We start from the raw sequence: 16,046 nt of genomic DNA, 5'->3' as shown, positions 1-16,046 counted from the left end.
AAAATTTTCCATTATAGTGGTAAAATTCCCATCGGCAGCTGAATCTGCAAAAACTTGTCAAACAGCAAGAATATTAATGTAGGAAGTATAATGGAAACAATCGCATTAACCGTATGTTTTTTATAACCAAGAAACCAGGAACAGAGAAAGAGAAATAATACGGTCATAATAATAAAACCAATAACTTCCAGCAAAGCAATATAAAGAATGATAAAACAGATTACCCCCAGAATGACTGGCAGTTCACTTTTCGGGATATGTTCTTTATTTTCTTGTTGTTCCTGATCTTTTATAAAATAGAGCATTCCGGACAATAACAATAAAATAACGCCAAGTCCGATTGGTACAATATCACTATCAATCGGAACGTAGGCATAAGCTGGCAGCCGGAAGCTTAATACAAGATAAAAAATAGCTATGAGAATTAAAATAATAGAAACCTTTTTATTCATTGTTTGAAACATACATACACGCCCTTTCTAAAAGGCAGAGCCAATGACCAAAATCATTGGCTTACCATCTTATTCCTACTTTGCAAGTCCTAACTCATCAAGCAATCCTTTAATGTCTTCTTTTTGTTCATCTAAAAATGTCTTGTATTCTTCACTGTCCATATACATTTCGTCCCATCCATATTTCTCGCGGACTTCGGAGAATTCATCAGAATCACTTAATTCCTTGAATTTTTCTTCATAATATTTTACTGCTGCTTGATCCATATTTGGCGGTCCAAAGAATCCACGCCAGTTAACGAATGTAGCGTCTATTCCCTGTTCCTTCGCTGTAGGGAAGTCAGAGAGAACATCTCCCTCCAGGCGTTCTTCGGAAGTAACGCCCAAAACTTTAATTTTGCCGGCTTTCACTTGTTCTACCGTCTCTGCAACGCCAGTTGAATAAACATCCACACTGCCATTTAATAAAGCAGTTAATGCTCCACCATCCTGATCAGATACGTATTTGATTTTTGTTATATCAACTCCGGCAGCTTTGGCAACTTTAATGAACTGAATATGATCCATGCTGCCTGGAGATGATGCCCCAACGACGGTAATACTTGATGGATCCTTTTTCATATCATCGAATAACTCATTCAAGTTATCCCATTTCGCATCAGCCGCAACTGCAAATGCAGCATAGTCAGCAATTACGTTGACAAGCGGTGTAAAATCTTCATGCCCATATTCGGATTGTCCATTTAAAGGTACTAATAAGATCGGTGGTGAAGAAACAAATAAATTATATGGACTGCCATCTTTCCCGGCAGTGTAAGCCCAGCCTACCGCACCACCACCGCCTTCTTTATTCACTACGCCAATATCCTGGTCGATAATACCAGCTTCATTAAATATTTTAGCTGTCATTCTGGCGGTTGTATCCCAGCCGCCGCCTGCCCCGGATGGAGCGACAATTTCAATCGGCTTTTCTGGTTTCCACTCACCTGAGTCACCCTGGTCATCTGATGAGCCGCTAGCATTTTTGTCTCCACTTGAACATGCGGTAGCGACGACCATTAACAAGATTAGGATAAATAAAGATAATCGCTTTTTCACTACAAATTCCCCCTTGTTCTATTTTTGCAATGATTCAGATCATTGCTAGTCCCATTAATTTTAATCCAATTCCCCTATCATGTAATCGTTTTCAAAATAATGGACAATAAGAATTTTTTGCGTATTTTGTTTATTTTGTTCACGCGCAAAAATGCACAAAAAAACATCTTGATATACTATCAAGATGTTTTTGAAGCCATATGATACCTTCGCTCTGGCCTGCCAACAATTCCATATTCCAGTTCAGCAATGCATGTGCCAACCGAAATTAAGTATTCCAAATACCGTCTGGCTGTCGTTCGGGACACACCTACTTCCATTCCCATTTCCTCAGCAGTAATTCCGCCATTCAGCTTTGGTAATATCTCTTGAATCTTGTTTAATGTCAATGGATCAATTCCTTTTGGGGTTTTTTTCACATTTGGGTTCTCTAATGAAGCATGTCCAAAATAATCATCCAAAAAGGATTGATCTACTTCCGAACTTGCATCCAATCTTCTTTTTGTCTGTTTGTACTTTTCAATTGTTTCCATGAATCGATCCATTTTTACTGGTTTGATAATGTAATCAAACACACCACCCCGAATTGCATCTTCAACTATTTGTTTGTCTGTGGCAGCAGAAATCATGATAATATCAATATTCGGATTGACATTACGAATATCACGAATAAGGTTTGTCCCTAGTTTATCAGGCATATATATATCTAAAAGCACCAAATCAACCGTTTTTTCACGTATAAGTTGTAATGTTTCTTTTCCGGTCAATGCCTTACCGACAACATGAAGTCCAGTCATTTTAATGAGAAATTCCTCATGGATCCCGGCAACCCGGTAATCATCTTCTGCTATAATAACATTTATCATTTTACCTTCCCCCCACTTTTTTAGGTATAAATACAGAGAAAACTGCCCCACCATCAGGCTGGTTATCAACAACAATGGATCCTTTCAATTCGTCCACAATTTCCTTGACAGATGCCAACCCATAACCCCGATCAAATTTTCCCTTTGTCGAGAAACCTGTCTCGAAAATGTTTGCAATGGTGTCTTCCGGAATTCCTCTTCCATTATCAGCTATTTCAAAAATGATGTCTTCTCCCAAATCTGTTGTAAAAAAGGTAACCTGTTTTGTTTCGTTAGCTTCCACTGCCTCCATCGCATTATCGATTAAATTGCCTAAAATTGTAATTAATTTTACCATATCAATCTGTTTTGGAACTATATCTAACGAGCTGTTATCGTCAATGGTAAAGCTTATTTTCTTCTCAGAAGCTTTGCTGATTTTTCCTAAAAGAATAGCCTGAACGGTTTTGTCCTGGATTTGTTCAAAAACTACTTTATTCTGATTTAAATGCAATGCTGATTCTTTTTGGATGAGTTCGATTGCTTCGGCATAATGTCCTAACTGCAAAAGCCCGGATAAAACATATAATTTATTGGTAAATTCATGTGTCTGTGCCCGCAAATCCTCCGAATATTTCCGGACATCTGATAAAGCATTCAGCATTTCGTTTACTTCCGTTTTATCACGGAAACTGGCAACAACGCCCACCACTTTACCATTCTCGATAATAGGAGTTCGATTAACTATAATCTCTCTATCTTTCAAAGCCATTTCTTCGTCCTTTTTTAATTCCCCGGTCTGCAATACTTGGTACATTTCCGTATTCGGAATGATCTCCTCTATTTTCTTAAACTTAATGTCGTGATGTAAGGAAAGAATCTTCCTTGCCGATGGATTCATCATGGAAATGTAGCCATCCTTATCAATAGCAATGATACCTTCTTTGATCGATTGTAAAATTGCATTCCGGTCCCGATATAATGAAGCGATTTCATATGGTTCAAGGCCGAGTGTATCTTTTCGGATATTGCGAGCCAACAGCACTCCGCCAATAATGCCAAAAACCAATACAAGCAATGCAACACTACTGATTTTCAGCAGTTTCTTCAAAACGATCACTTTAATATCTTCTACCATAAAGCCAACCGAAACAATCCCGATAATGTTACCTTGATCATTGAAAATCGGTGCCTTTCCACGTAAAGCGGGACCTAAACTCCCTGTCGCTTTTGATGTGTAATATTGGCCATGCACCAGGGCTTTCGCATTGTCCCCGCCCACCATATGTTTTCCTAGCTTACTTTCATCTGGATGTGCGTACCGAATACTGTCTGCATTTCCGACTACAATATATTCAGCACCCACTTTCTTCCTGATTTTTCCCACTAATGGCTGAATGACTGTCGCGGGATCATCTAATTCAAATGCTTCTCTCACGGTAGGCATAAATGAAACAGCTGTCGCAACATTTAATGCTCGTTTCCCGATATTTTCTTCTGTTTCTTCCGATTCCATATAGGAAATGATACCTGCCAGCAAAATGGTGACAAACAAAATCAGTGATGTAATTAACCCTAAAATTTTCGTTTGCAAACTAACCCGTTTCATTGTTGTATATGACCTCTCTTTGAATCTATCATTTAAAACTTATCATAATAGTTTGTTAATTATAAGATGATGATACTAAAAACACGAGCGAAACAAGTACCTGTGCCTTATTTTTCTTTCAGGAAAAGCAATCTTACTTCGCTTTGGCAGATAATCGATAATGCAAAAAACGCCCAAGCCAAATTAATAGCCTGAGCGTAGGATGCCAGACAATGAACCTATTTCAGCCATGCAGATGTAAAAACTTTTGGATCTTTCTCCCGATATTCGACCATTTTATCGGCTTTCATTGATCCAGCCCATCCGATGTTGTTCACTTTCCATTGCTCACTGTCCTTGTCATATACTAATTCATAACCATATTCCTCGGAAACTTTCTCAAGTTTAGGTTTATCGTCTCCATACCAGGTATCCTCTTCAAAAATCGTAACCGTATCAACTTTTGCGGTCCATCCGTCTCCAAAGTTTGTCAGCTTAAATGAATCCGTATCGAAGTCAACGCCGATAAATTTGCCTTTATAATACTGATCGGCTTCTTTTGCATTCTTGGCATCATCAACAATATTAGTTGCCAGATCTGCGGTTGCAGTTGTTAATTTCTTTTTATCGGCAGTTGTAGTCGCTGCTAAATATTCTTGATTAAACTTGATGATCGTGTCCTTCATTGTTTCTTTCAGTTCATCACTTGTCTTAAATTCAACATCAAGAGAACTCGATTCAATCGGTATATCCTCCGTTTTCATTGTGCCCCAAGGAAATTTTGCTTCAAATGATGCCGTCATAGAACCATCCGCCAGCACGGGGCCGAACGTACTCTCTTCAACTATGTTCACTCCCGTATCTTCGCCATTAATGTAAAGTTTTACATTATCAAGCTCCATATCGTACGGTAAATAGAATGTAACGTCGTCCCCTTCAATATAAAGCTCTACATTGTCAGAATAATTCGGGTCGAAGTTGGTGCTTTCTGCTTCAGCAGTCAACTCAACAAATTCACCTTTGTATTTGGCGGTAAACTTATACATACCTGGAAGAAACGGACCCACTTCCTTCTTGAAATCATCCTTATCCGATGTCGCAATAACCTCTCCATTTAACATAATATCGGTATGCTTGTAGTTTGTAGAAACCTCAAAGTAAACGGGACTTACTTGTATACTGTAATTATCATAGATCAAGAACTTCTTGCCATCTTCCACTAGATTAAGGGCGTAAGTGTATCCGTCATCACTAGCCTTGGCCAGTTTCGAATTTTTATCGAATTGCTTTACCTGACCTTTCAAATGATCCATCGTGTAAGCAAATTCACTCGGATTTTCTGAATAGTAATCAATGAAACCTTCAACCGATTTTTTATTGATTTTGATCTTTTTACTGTCTGCCTTTAAAAGATCGGCAACGGTTTCCGCATCTTTCTTCGTGATGGCCTCTTCAAATTTCTCAACCATCTTTTCTTTGGAAGTCATGGATGCCCCTACCTGGTAAGTAACAATTAATAATACAATAACTGCCCCCGCGACGGCCATTAAGATCTTGGATTTTTTGGACAACTTTTTACCTGATGGTTGGCCAGTTGTTTTTTTGGAAGCACCCAGACCACCTGATTTTGACTGGTTGGGCTGCGCTGGTTGATTAGACTGCTGTGCCGGTTGTTCAAGTGACTGGTTTGGCTGATCCGGTTGTTCAGGCTGCTGGACTGGCTTTTGTCCAACTTGCTCTTCGTTTGCTTCCTGAACGTTTTCTGTAGCAGGTTGCCCACTATCAGGTGTTTCCTGATTTGTTTGTTTTTCAGAATCCGGTATGTACGAATCCTTTTCCTTTTGCTCTTCGTTACCCTCAGGGACTTCCTTATTAGGCTGACTGCCATTTGTTAAATCCTGTCCGCAGTGCTTGCAAAACTTCGCATTATCAGAAATCTCCCCTCCACAATGCTTACAAAACTTCATAAAATTCCTCCTTGCTTTTTCCTTTATATAAAAAAATGCGATAGTGCAATTATACTATATTACGGAATGAATTGGTTGTAATATTTTGATAAAAAGTCAAATGATGCTTAAGACCTGAAAACGGTGCTGAATTAGGTTTGTTCGTGAGGAAGAGGGTTTATTTGGCATTTAAGCCTGAAACGGAATGTTTTGGATGTAGTTTTAACTGAGGAAGCATTAAAGTAAACTGTTTCTTGTATGCGGAGGAGACGCTTTAATTAGAAATACGGAAGCAAATACCCTGGAAGAATTACAGGCAGCATAGATTCCGGCCATTCTTTGTTTATCACTGAGAAAAATGGTATCAGCAAGATAGCACCCTTGAACAAGCTTCTATCCAAGGCGCAGAAAAACCATCCACAGCGGAACTATTTCTGTCCAAATCTGGGGGAATACTGTCCAAAAATCAAGTAAATACTATCCAAATTGGACAAAATACTGTCCGACCCCAACTGCATAAATAATTACTGAAAAAAAGCGACACCCGCACAAACCGGTTGCCGCTTTATTTATCCTTTAATAGCGCCTTCTGTCATGCCTTTTGCAATGCGCCGCTGGAAGATTGCGTACAAAATAATCACCGGAACAATTGCAATCACCAATCCAGCAAACAGCGTACCCCAAGCATTCGAATATTGGGCCTCATTACTGATATAGTCAATTGCCAAGGCTAATGTATAGTTTTCCTGTGATTGTAAAAAGATTAACGCCATAAAATACTCATTCCAAAACTGGATGGCATTCATAATCGTTACCGTGATAATCCCCGACATGGTAAGCGGGGTAATAATTTTCCACAAGGTACCATATGGGGTAATACCGTCCATCGCTGCTGATTCCTCTAATGATTTCGGAATCGTACTCATAAAACTTGTTAATACAAAAATACTGAATGGTAGTTGGCTTACAGCATACACGATCGCTAAGCCGAAAATATTATCCAGTAAGTTTAAATCTGACAGTAAAAAGAACAACGGGATCCAGCCCAGTACCATTGGAATCATCATTGCCGAAACATATACTGTAAATAGTACTTTACTGCCTCGGAAGTTAATCCGTTCAATGGCATAGGCAGTTGGGATAGCCAATACCAATGTAAGTACAGCACCGATTAATGTTACAAGTAAACTATTAAACACACTCGTATCAATATTATAATTTGTCCAGGCATCGACAAAGTTTTGGAAATTCCATGTCTCTGGAAACCCCCAAGGATTCCGATATATCTCGGCATTCGATTTAAACGAACCGATAAACATCCAGAAAATCGGATACAACACCGCAATTGTCCAGAGAATCAATGGAATCCGTATCCCTGTTCGTCCAAGAATTTGACCGACACTTCGCTTCACGTATATTTCCCCCTCCCTGATTCACCATAACGATGGACTAATATTCCACTTTGTCCCTTCGCATAAAAAATTGCAGAATTAATACCGTCACTAATGATAGAATTAAAATCATTACACCAATGGTTGCCCCGTAGCCAAAGTTATATTGTTTAAACGCCTGCTGGTACAGATACGATCCCATCACATGTGTAGCATTGTTCGGTCCCCCGCCTGTCATAATTTGAACAATGATGAACGAACCATTTAACGTGGTTATAACAATATAAAGAATTGAAATTTTAATTTGTGGCCAGACAAGCGGTAGTGTTACTTTCCAAAATTGCTGCCATTCATTCGCCCCGTCCATTTCTGCCGCTTCGTAATAGCTCTTGGAAACATTGGTGATTCCTCCCATTAGCATAAGCATAAACAAACCGATACCTGCCCAAATTGATGGTAATACCAAACTTGGTAAAGCCCACTTTTCATCACCTAGCCACGGCCTTACCCACTCTTCCAAGCCAAGAAACTCCAACCCGGAATTAACAAATCCCATCGTCGGATTGTAAATGAATGTCCATAAGATCCCGATAACTACAACTGACATAATATTAGGAAAGAAAAAGATAATCCGATAGAAAGGTGCTTCTTTTATTTTTAATTGGGTCAAGGCAACAGCAAAGAACAAAGCTAGAACCATAATCCCGATAACCTTTGTCACAACAAGGAAATAGTCATGAATGATCGTATCAGGGATAATCGCATCATGGAATAATTTTATATAATTGGCAAAGCCAGTGAGTTCCTTATTATCTGCTGATCCCGACCAATCAAAAAAAGAATAGTACAAACCACTAAATAAAGGATATAACGTAAAAATAGCAAACATAATAAAGGTCGGAACTAAACAAAAAGCCAGAAACAGATATTTTTGCTTTTTCGACTGTACCATTTCATCACCTGCCCTCCCAGAAAATGAACAGTATGGGATATGAAGGACTATTCCTCTATATCCCATACCGTAACACCTATTTACTATTTCGGTAATTCTCCGCAGCCTTCTCCGCTTCTTTAACAAATTCTTCTGCGGAAATATTACCAAGCATTAAGGAAACGAGTGAATCGCTAATCGGTGTTTCCAAATCGGCACTCATTGGATGTGGTTTATTATAAATTTGTACTTTTTCCGGGTCATTAATCATGGCATTCGCATCAATCAAATACTGTGGAACATTTTCGTTGGTTGAAAGATCCACACCCTTTAAGTTCATAATTGCACCCGTGTGCTCAGAGAATAAAGTTGCATATTCTTTCGTAAAGACAAATTCAACAAATGCTTTTGCTGCTTCCGGATTTTCCGCTTCTTTCGCGATTGCAAGCGGTCGTAAATCTGGAACAACTACACCTGGCTCTCCTTTATCATTCATTGGTGATGGAACGAATCCGTATTCAAAATCTTCCGGTGTATCGTTTGCCATTTCATTTGGCAGCCAGAAACCTACTGGAATATATGCGTTATCATGCAGCAAGAAATTCATTTGCGATTGTGTATGATTCAATGCACCAAATCCTGGATCAATATATCCGGCTTTCTGCATTTCTTCTACTTTTTTCATGACCTGTAAAACAGGTTCACTCGTCCAGGCACCCTCAGCACCATCAATCACATCAGCAAGCAATTCTTCTCCACCTGCTGCCGCAAATGCCGGGTATAACACACCACGCAAGAAGTAATATGGATGCTGTCCTGTTGTAACAAATGGCGAAATGCCTTCCCCATCTTTAATCTCACCCATCGAATTCATAAAGCTTTCAAAATCAGTCGGAACCTCATATCCTTTTTCCTCAAATAATGCTTTATCATACCAGGTTCCCCATGTATCAAACACAAGTGGTAAACTATAGATTTTCCCGTCGTCATATGTTGCAGGATCAACAATAAAACTATCCATCAACGGCGTTCCATCCTCAAGCTTTATATCTTTAACCCAATCTGATAAATCCATCAGCTGACCATCTTCCACCATTTGCGTTTCGCTTGACCCAGCACCGTCAATGTATACGACATCGGGCGGATCTCCCGAAACCCAGCGCGAGCGCATTTCTTCGTTAATGTTCGGTCCTGCATGCTCCTTAATGTTCACATCCGGATATTTCTCCTTGAAGTCACCAATCACTTCCTTCCACCACGAATCACCGTAGCCACCGACGAAGTATTGAATTTCAAGGTCACCGGAAATTTCGCCATAGCTGCTGCCACCATCGTTCGACTTTTCTCCTCCGCTTGATTTCTCGTCATCTGATGAACAAGCTGCAGTTAATATGAGCATGAGAACTGCCAGAGCAAGAAACCAGAAACCATATCTTGACTTCTTCAACTTGTTTGCCCCCTTTGTTTTAAAAAATCTATGTGAAACACATGATTGTAATGAAACATCCATGTTGTTTCAAAAGGTTATTAATAATTGATTCATTCATTTATAGTTCTTATGTCACGATAATATCTTTGTCTTTACACTATATGTATAGATTCTTTGGGACATTCCTTATAAGTGTAACTTGATTCAGCGCGGCGCCCTTCCATAAGGAAATGTTGTTAAAGAGATCCTTTTACAGCGGTTATCCCGCAGTTGTCTACTCTTAATTCTTTGAAGTCGTGGAGTGGTATCTTGCTGCCTGTCAAGTGTAATGAAATTTTCCATAAAAAAAGTGCTGGACTAGTGATTAGTTCAGCACATCTATTTCTTTATCACGCATTAACGGGCTATAATACACCCATATCTAAGCGTGAGTAAACCAAAAACTCAGAATGTGTAGGATAAACAACCCGTAAATATTCGATTTTAGGAACAAAGACTAAAAACGCCACGTCCTTATGTCTTCGTCTTTGTGGCCTACATCGCGTGGGCCTCAGGCTAATTCAGTGGGGGAGGAAGGGCAGGATAAACCGTCACGTCCGCATGCATTCCCCTGCACTAGCGCGTCCTGTGCGTCGGAAACCCCCTATTGAATTGAGTTTCACCTTATAATTCTTGTTTATTGTTCTTATTCCGAAAGATTTTTTATACCTGTCTTCATGGCATTTTATTTCTTGCGTTTTATGGAGGATTCCTCCTTTATAAAAGAAATTGCCTCCCTTGTCTCATCCAAATGCTTGATTGTCCTGTCATATTCTTCAGATGCCACACACATGAACAAAATATCAATTATATGTAATTGTGCAATACGGGAAGAGGTAGCGCCACTCCTGAACGTAGCTTCCCTTGCAGCTGATGTATGCAGTTGTATATCCGAAAGATCTGCAACAATTGAATTGCCATACTTGGAAATACTAATCGTTGTTGCCTTCTTTTGCTGGGCAAGTTCCAACAATTTGGTCACTTCTTGTGTATTACCTGAAAAAGAAATTCCAACTACCACGTCACCTTTTCCTTTATTTGCAATCGAAGTTGCTGCACTATGAACATCGGAAAATGAATTTGTTTGCTTAGCAATTCTTAAAAATTTTTGCTCCGCATCTAGCGCCGCAAGATAGGAAGCACCAAATCCGATAAATATAATCGATTTTGCGTTTGTTAGGGCGTCTACAGCCTTCTCCAAGCTTCCTACATTCATGATATCGACTGTTTCTTTTAAAGCTTGGATTGTGTTGGAAGTAACTTTATCAATAATATTTCGATAGTCTTCATTCGGTTCAATATCTCGATAACCAATACTAGTTTTCTCCCGCAAATCTCCTGATACACGAATTTTTAATTCCTGAAAACTGGAAAAGCCTACCGACTTGCATAGTCTGATTACTGCTGCGCTGCTTGTCTGACTTCTCCTGCCTAAAGCAGCAGCCGTTAACAAAATAGACTCCTCAGGGTTGTCTAAAATATATTGCGCTATTTTTTGTTCAGATGGTGGCAGTGAATGCAGTAAATCTTTTAAAATAACCAGTCCACCTTTAACATGTGACATGAATAATCACCAACTTCTGTCAAAATGCTGAAATAATATTTTTAATTACGCTATCTTCTATTTCCATATTTTTCATTAAAAACGCACCAATTAATGATCCGCCTACTGGCAGCATCACCGGAAGTATAACATCCAAATAGGGATACAATTCCTTTCTTAATAACTCCGGTAATAGATCCCTATCGCGAAAAACTCCACCGCATAATACAACCTCCACTTTTTCACCCGATAAAAAAAGTTTCTTATGTAATATTTTGATATTTAGGGTTACTTCTTTTACCACATTATGAATGATTTGTTGTGCTGCAAAATCATGTTTTCGATAAGCTTCAAAAACCATTTTTGATAGTGGAGATATTAGTTCTTTCGGGTTTTTTGACGAATAAATTTTATGAACCAGCTCATAACTGTTGTCGACAACAAAATGTTCAAGCAGCATATTAAGTAAAACAGTCTTCGGATTGCGTCCATCCTGGAATTTTAAAGCCGTAGTAATCGCCTGCCTGCCGATGTCATACCCGCTTCCCTCGTCACCAAACAAATAACCCCATCCACCAACGCGATCGTGCTCTAATTTTTTGTTGATTCCATATGTTATTGAACCTGTCCCTAGGATTTGAACAATGCCTGGCTTACCGTAAGTGCCTGAATATAACGCATTAATTGTATCAGGTTCGATACAAACTTGAACATTTTTTGGAACGAGCTGCTCTAATATTTCATATAATACCTCTTTCGCTTCCGTACTACTTGCTCCGGAAATACCTGCGAATAAACAACTAACCATTCTACTTGCATTCGGAACCTGATTTTCAAGACTGCGCAAAATTATCTTGATGTTTTGTACAAGCCTATCCCTTTTAACAATATTAGGATTAGAAGGCCCCGCAGATGTTTTCGCTAAAACAATTCCGTTTGTCGTTGCAAGCATTGCATCTGTCTTCGTACCGCCGCCATCTATACCGATTACATACTCCATTTTCCATCCACCTCAGAAATCCGTCATTTATATAATTTCTATAAATTTATAAACTTTAACCAAGTATATTCTGATTACAATTTTAGTATTATTCATTTCATATCATGAATATAAAAATTTCGGCAAAAGCTTAATTTAGTGGCATTTAATAAAGACAGAATCCACAAGGAACCATCTCCAAGCCGTTCACTAATACATAACTGTTTAAAACAACAAACCGCATGATTTTAGCTTTTTCGAAAAATCGGAGTCCATGAGCTGTACCGTTAAAAGGAAAGGAAGGTTGTCGCCAATTGTGTACGACAACCTTTTTAAAATACAAAAATAGGGATTATTACCCTTCTATCTTATTATACAAATGTATCATTTCCTTAGCCATATGCTTGATCGTTTCTGTACTCATCAATTGATCTTCCGCATGCATAAATAGCAAGGAGAATGGTACACCTTCACCCTGTGCTTCCTTTTGAATTAATTCGGCATGGACTTTATGTGCTTGAACAAAATATTCATTAGCCTCATTCAGTTTATTTTCTACTTCCGGAAAATTTCCTTCTCTTGCTTCTTGCAATGCCTCAATCAACAACGATCTTGCTGTTCCTGCATTACTGATAATCTGAAAGCAAATTGATTCCATTTCATCCATTTGGTTCCCTCATTCCTCATTTGCCAGTTTTTCTGCGAATTCCAACACTGCTGATCCATTATTCATTCCGTAATCAATTGTACTAATGACATCAACCGGAACGCCATGTGGTGCAGCAAGCTTTTCAGCATCCTTTCTCCAAAAACGCATTTGCGGTCCGATTAAAACAACATCCGCGTTTGGAATATGTTTGCTTGCTTCCGCCTCTGCAACAGCCCAAATTTTATAATCCTTGTTTTTTTCCTGTGCTGCTTTTTCCATTTTGGTTACCAATAGACTCGTTGACATCCCTGCACTACAAACCAATAATATATTCATTATTTATTTCTCCTTTTAAATTATTTTGTTCATTAACAATTGCAATTCACTCGTTTACTTTCTTTAAATAAAATTTTCCTCCTCCGCCAATGTAGTCCAACAATTGCAGGTCTTCCTCAATTACATGGCCAATCACATTAACTTTTGGATCCTCCTGCAACTCTTTTAAGGCAATATGGATTTCTCCAGCATATCTCCCGTATTTTTCATTATCAATTGTAATTGCGCCTTTGGAACGTTTAATTGTATTTCTTGAACATAAATTGGAACGATGAAATTCAACCCGGGACCCCTCAACTCGAATCACATCCCTGGCCGGATCCGGGCGATTGCTGTTTATGCCATTCAGATAGCTGAAAAAGTCAGTAAATTCACTTACACGTTCTCCTTGATAGCGGATTGGAATAATCCCTTCTCCTAATAAGCTAAAACTGGCAAGCGTTTCCTCATTCAATGACGGATCCCCAATATAGACAGAATCAACAGCGCAATTCTCCGCAAGATCACAATAGGCGTTTACTGGTGATTCATGACGATGATTCTCTAGAGTTGGCAGTCCTTGAAATAACGGCTGACGTTTCTCCCCATCACCTGGAACAAAAGCTGAAGTACCGATTTTAAAACTCTTTAACAGTTTGTTTTTCTGGATCAAGTAGTCTCTATCCAGCCCAGTTTCAGGCCGCGGATAAAAATTATGTGCTGCTTCTGTATTTTGCGTATTTAGCCCAAGGTCAATTAATTCCTGTAAAAAAGACTTGGTTAATGTGCTGGCATTCAATGAAACCTTGATCTGCTTGGATAAATTTACAATCGCTTCTGCCCCAAATCCGTAGTCGACTCTTAGGCCTGTTACACCCCATGCCAGTAATTGCTTGACGTCACGGGTGTTCAAGTCAAGATGCCGAAAAGAATCAGGTGAAATATCGGCAAACAAATGCATGTTATTTTCTTTCGCATTCGCTCCAAGGTTAACCAAAAATTCCTTATATGCGGTCGGGTCATCCTCAGGGATATGAAGTGATGTAAAGATAGAAGAAAAGCCGTTCTTTGCAGCTTTTTCAATCCACTTTTTGTTGAACTCCTCTTTATCTTTTGCTAAATAGACCGAAATACCAATCATAAAGATCCCCTCTTAATCGTGTAAATAATTTTGCGTTCTTGTTGGAACCATAAATGCCTTGGAAAGCTTTTGATTCCCAACTTCAACGGCTCTTATTGTAGCCATTGTCCGATAATAATCCTGGTATGGAACATTAGCCTCATTTGCTCTGAATAATTCATAGTGGGAAACAGCTTCAAACCACTGGTCAAACGTGTCTTCAATATCCACATAAATTTGTGGGATGAATCCGTTTAGATCTTCACAGTTTTCACCGAAATAAACGTATTCCACTTTATGGGTCGCTTGTTCTGTATTGACGTCGGGGTTAGCAGCCAGCTTCACCGCTTCTAGAACAGCATCATGTGTCATAACATGGCGCGGATGAAGGCTTCCTCTCCAATGCGTAATAACAATATCCGGTTTTTCTTCCCTTAGTAATTTACAGAGATCCATTTGTATTTCTTCTTGTGAAGGCAATTGGCCTGCAATATAGCCTGTCCAAATTGATTTCGCACCCATTGCTTCAGCAACCTTAGGCATCTCCACCTCTAATTGTTTACCATATTCCTCAGGAGTTTTTTTCTTATTTCCCCTTTCTCCTCTTGTAATATGAACAAAGGAAGCTTTGTGTCCTTCTTTCGTATATTTAATTGCAACAGGGCCACCCATTAATTCAGCATCAAGTGCATGTGCACCAATCGACATAAGATGATGTTCTGTCATTTTATATTCCTCCCTTTTTCATTACTTCCACTATTTTTTAAACTTTTTCATTGTTGCATGACGTTTCATAACTTTCATCCCTGCACGGTCATAAAATCGTTGGGCATCCTTATCAGTCCATGCCAGCCAAACATGATAAATACCGCGGCTGTACATATCCATCAGCATTTCGTAAAATAATACACTTCCAATTTTTTTACCCCGTAATTTTTCCGATACACCAAACGGACCAAAATGCCCTTCCAAATCATCAATTGCTCGTTGGCAATAACCAACTATCGAATCATTATGATCAATGGCCAATAAAACTCTTTCCTCACCTTTGAATTTTTCCAACGTTTCACGGATATTCCGCACCCAGCCACCTGGAAAGTTTTCTTTTAGAAATTGCAGTAACGGTAATGTATATCTTTTAGAGAATGGAATTATTTGTATCCCTTGTTCCTGTTGTAAATTTGTTTTGATCTCCTGGATCTTATCTGGAATCGTGAAATTATATAACACCATATCCATGCCGACTGCTTCTCCCAATACTTCATAGCCAAGGGATTCAAAGAAAGGTATGGAATCTCCGTAAGCGTCTTTATCAGGTCCTGGGAAAAAGTAATTTGGGCTGTACGCTCCCAACGTTATATTCGCTTTCTCCAATTGATCAAATTTTTCTTCCAAACTCTTTACCAATTGCTTTCCAATCCCTTGTTGCTGATAATCAGGGTGGACAAACATAACAGGAATCCAGGCACGTTCCGGCTCCATTCCTCTTTCCTCATAAGGAAATTTACGCACCATTCCCAGAGAGTAACCAACGATTTTTTGACCGTCTACTGCCACTAAACATAAATCATTATCAAAATTTGGATCAAGTAATATTTTTGAATGAAACATTTCTGTACTAACCGGATCCTTCACCAGGCATTTATTCCATACCTGGATAACCTGTTTTTCATCCGTATACTCATATGGTCTTATTGTCACTTCTTTCAATTCGCTCACCT

General features: G+C 39.0%; 15 protein-coding genes. All 15 read right to left on the bottom strand.

The features are described from left to right. Window positions 1–11: 11 nt before the first annotated feature. On the bottom strand, window positions 12–464 hold the full coding sequence (locus CZ382_RS19980; RefSeq protein WP_088052896.1) for a tripartite tricarboxylate transporter TctB family protein: 453 nt from the start codon (window positions 462–464) through the stop codon (window positions 12–14). 63 nt (window positions 465–527) lie between these two features. Next, window positions 528–1,511 carry a tripartite tricarboxylate transporter substrate binding protein gene (locus tag CZ382_RS19975; protein ID WP_088053561.1) on the bottom strand — a complete coding sequence of 328 codons (984 nt, stop codon included), beginning with the start codon at window positions 1,509–1,511 and terminating at the stop codon, window positions 528–530. A gap of 218 nt (window positions 1,512–1,729) precedes the next feature. Further along, window positions 1,730–2,416, bottom strand: a complete 687-nt coding sequence (locus tag CZ382_RS19970; RefSeq protein WP_088052895.1) for a response regulator — start codon at window positions 2,414–2,416, stop codon at window positions 1,730–1,732. 1 nt (window position 2,417) lies between these two features. Further along, window positions 2,418–4,004 carry an ATP-binding protein gene (locus CZ382_RS19965; protein WP_088052894.1) on the bottom strand — a complete coding sequence of 529 codons (1,587 nt, stop codon included), beginning with the start codon at window positions 4,002–4,004 and terminating at the stop codon, window positions 2,418–2,420. A 218-nt stretch (window positions 4,005–4,222) separates the two neighbouring features. After that, window positions 4,223–5,950, bottom strand: coding sequence for a zinc ribbon domain-containing protein (locus CZ382_RS19960; RefSeq protein WP_088052893.1), 1,728 nt, complete (start codon window positions 5,948–5,950; stop codon window positions 4,223–4,225). A gap of 548 nt (window positions 5,951–6,498) precedes the next feature. Continuing rightward, window positions 6,499–7,341, bottom strand: coding sequence for a carbohydrate ABC transporter permease (locus CZ382_RS19955; RefSeq protein WP_088052892.1), 843 nt, complete (start codon window positions 7,339–7,341; stop codon window positions 6,499–6,501). 37 nt (window positions 7,342–7,378) lie between these two features. Then, complete coding sequence (locus CZ382_RS19950) at window positions 7,379–8,272, bottom strand: carbohydrate ABC transporter permease (protein ID WP_088052891.1); 894 nt, start codon at window positions 8,270–8,272, stop codon at window positions 7,379–7,381. A gap of 76 nt (window positions 8,273–8,348) precedes the next feature. Then, on the bottom strand, window positions 8,349–9,650 hold the full coding sequence (locus CZ382_RS19945) for an ABC transporter substrate-binding protein (protein WP_200809567.1): 1,302 nt from the start codon (window positions 9,648–9,650) through the stop codon (window positions 8,349–8,351). Window positions 9,651–10,404: 754 nt separating this feature from the next. After that, window positions 10,405–11,283 carry a MurR/RpiR family transcriptional regulator gene (locus CZ382_RS19940; RefSeq protein ID WP_088052889.1) on the bottom strand — a complete coding sequence of 293 codons (879 nt, stop codon included), beginning with the start codon at window positions 11,281–11,283 and terminating at the stop codon, window positions 10,405–10,407. 19 nt (window positions 11,284–11,302) lie between these two features. After that, a complete protein-coding gene (locus CZ382_RS19935; RefSeq protein WP_088052888.1) occupies window positions 11,303–12,262 on the bottom strand; it encodes an N-acetylglucosamine kinase in 960 nt (319 codons plus the stop codon). Window positions 12,263–12,596: 334 nt separating this feature from the next. Then, complete coding sequence (locus tag CZ382_RS19930) at window positions 12,597–12,908, bottom strand: PTS lactose/cellobiose transporter subunit IIA (protein WP_088052887.1); 312 nt, start codon at window positions 12,906–12,908, stop codon at window positions 12,597–12,599. A 9-nt stretch (window positions 12,909–12,917) separates the two neighbouring features. After that, entirely contained in the window at window positions 12,918–13,226 is a 309-nt protein-coding gene (locus tag CZ382_RS19925) for a PTS sugar transporter subunit IIB (protein WP_088052886.1), read from the bottom strand. 46 nt (window positions 13,227–13,272) lie between these two features. Then, window positions 13,273–14,346 carry a DUF871 domain-containing protein gene (locus CZ382_RS19920; RefSeq protein ID WP_088052885.1) on the bottom strand — a complete coding sequence of 358 codons (1,074 nt, stop codon included), beginning with the start codon at window positions 14,344–14,346 and terminating at the stop codon, window positions 13,273–13,275. A gap of 12 nt (window positions 14,347–14,358) precedes the next feature. Further along, on the bottom strand, window positions 14,359–15,051 hold the full coding sequence (locus CZ382_RS19915) for a PIG-L deacetylase family protein (RefSeq protein WP_088052884.1): 693 nt from the start codon (window positions 15,049–15,051) through the stop codon (window positions 14,359–14,361). A gap of 30 nt (window positions 15,052–15,081) precedes the next feature. Then, window positions 15,082–16,026: a GNAT family N-acetyltransferase gene (locus tag CZ382_RS19910; protein ID WP_235000515.1), complete on the bottom strand. Its 945-nt coding sequence runs from the start codon at window positions 16,024–16,026 to the stop codon at window positions 15,082–15,084. Window positions 16,027–16,046 lie beyond the last annotated feature (20 nt).

Source organism: Virgibacillus dakarensis, from assembly GCF_900155625.1.
GTDB classification, from domain to species: Bacteria; Bacillota; Bacilli; order Bacillales; family Amphibacillaceae; genus Lentibacillus_C; species Lentibacillus_C populi.
This window is presented reverse-complemented; position numbering and strand designations above follow the sequence as displayed.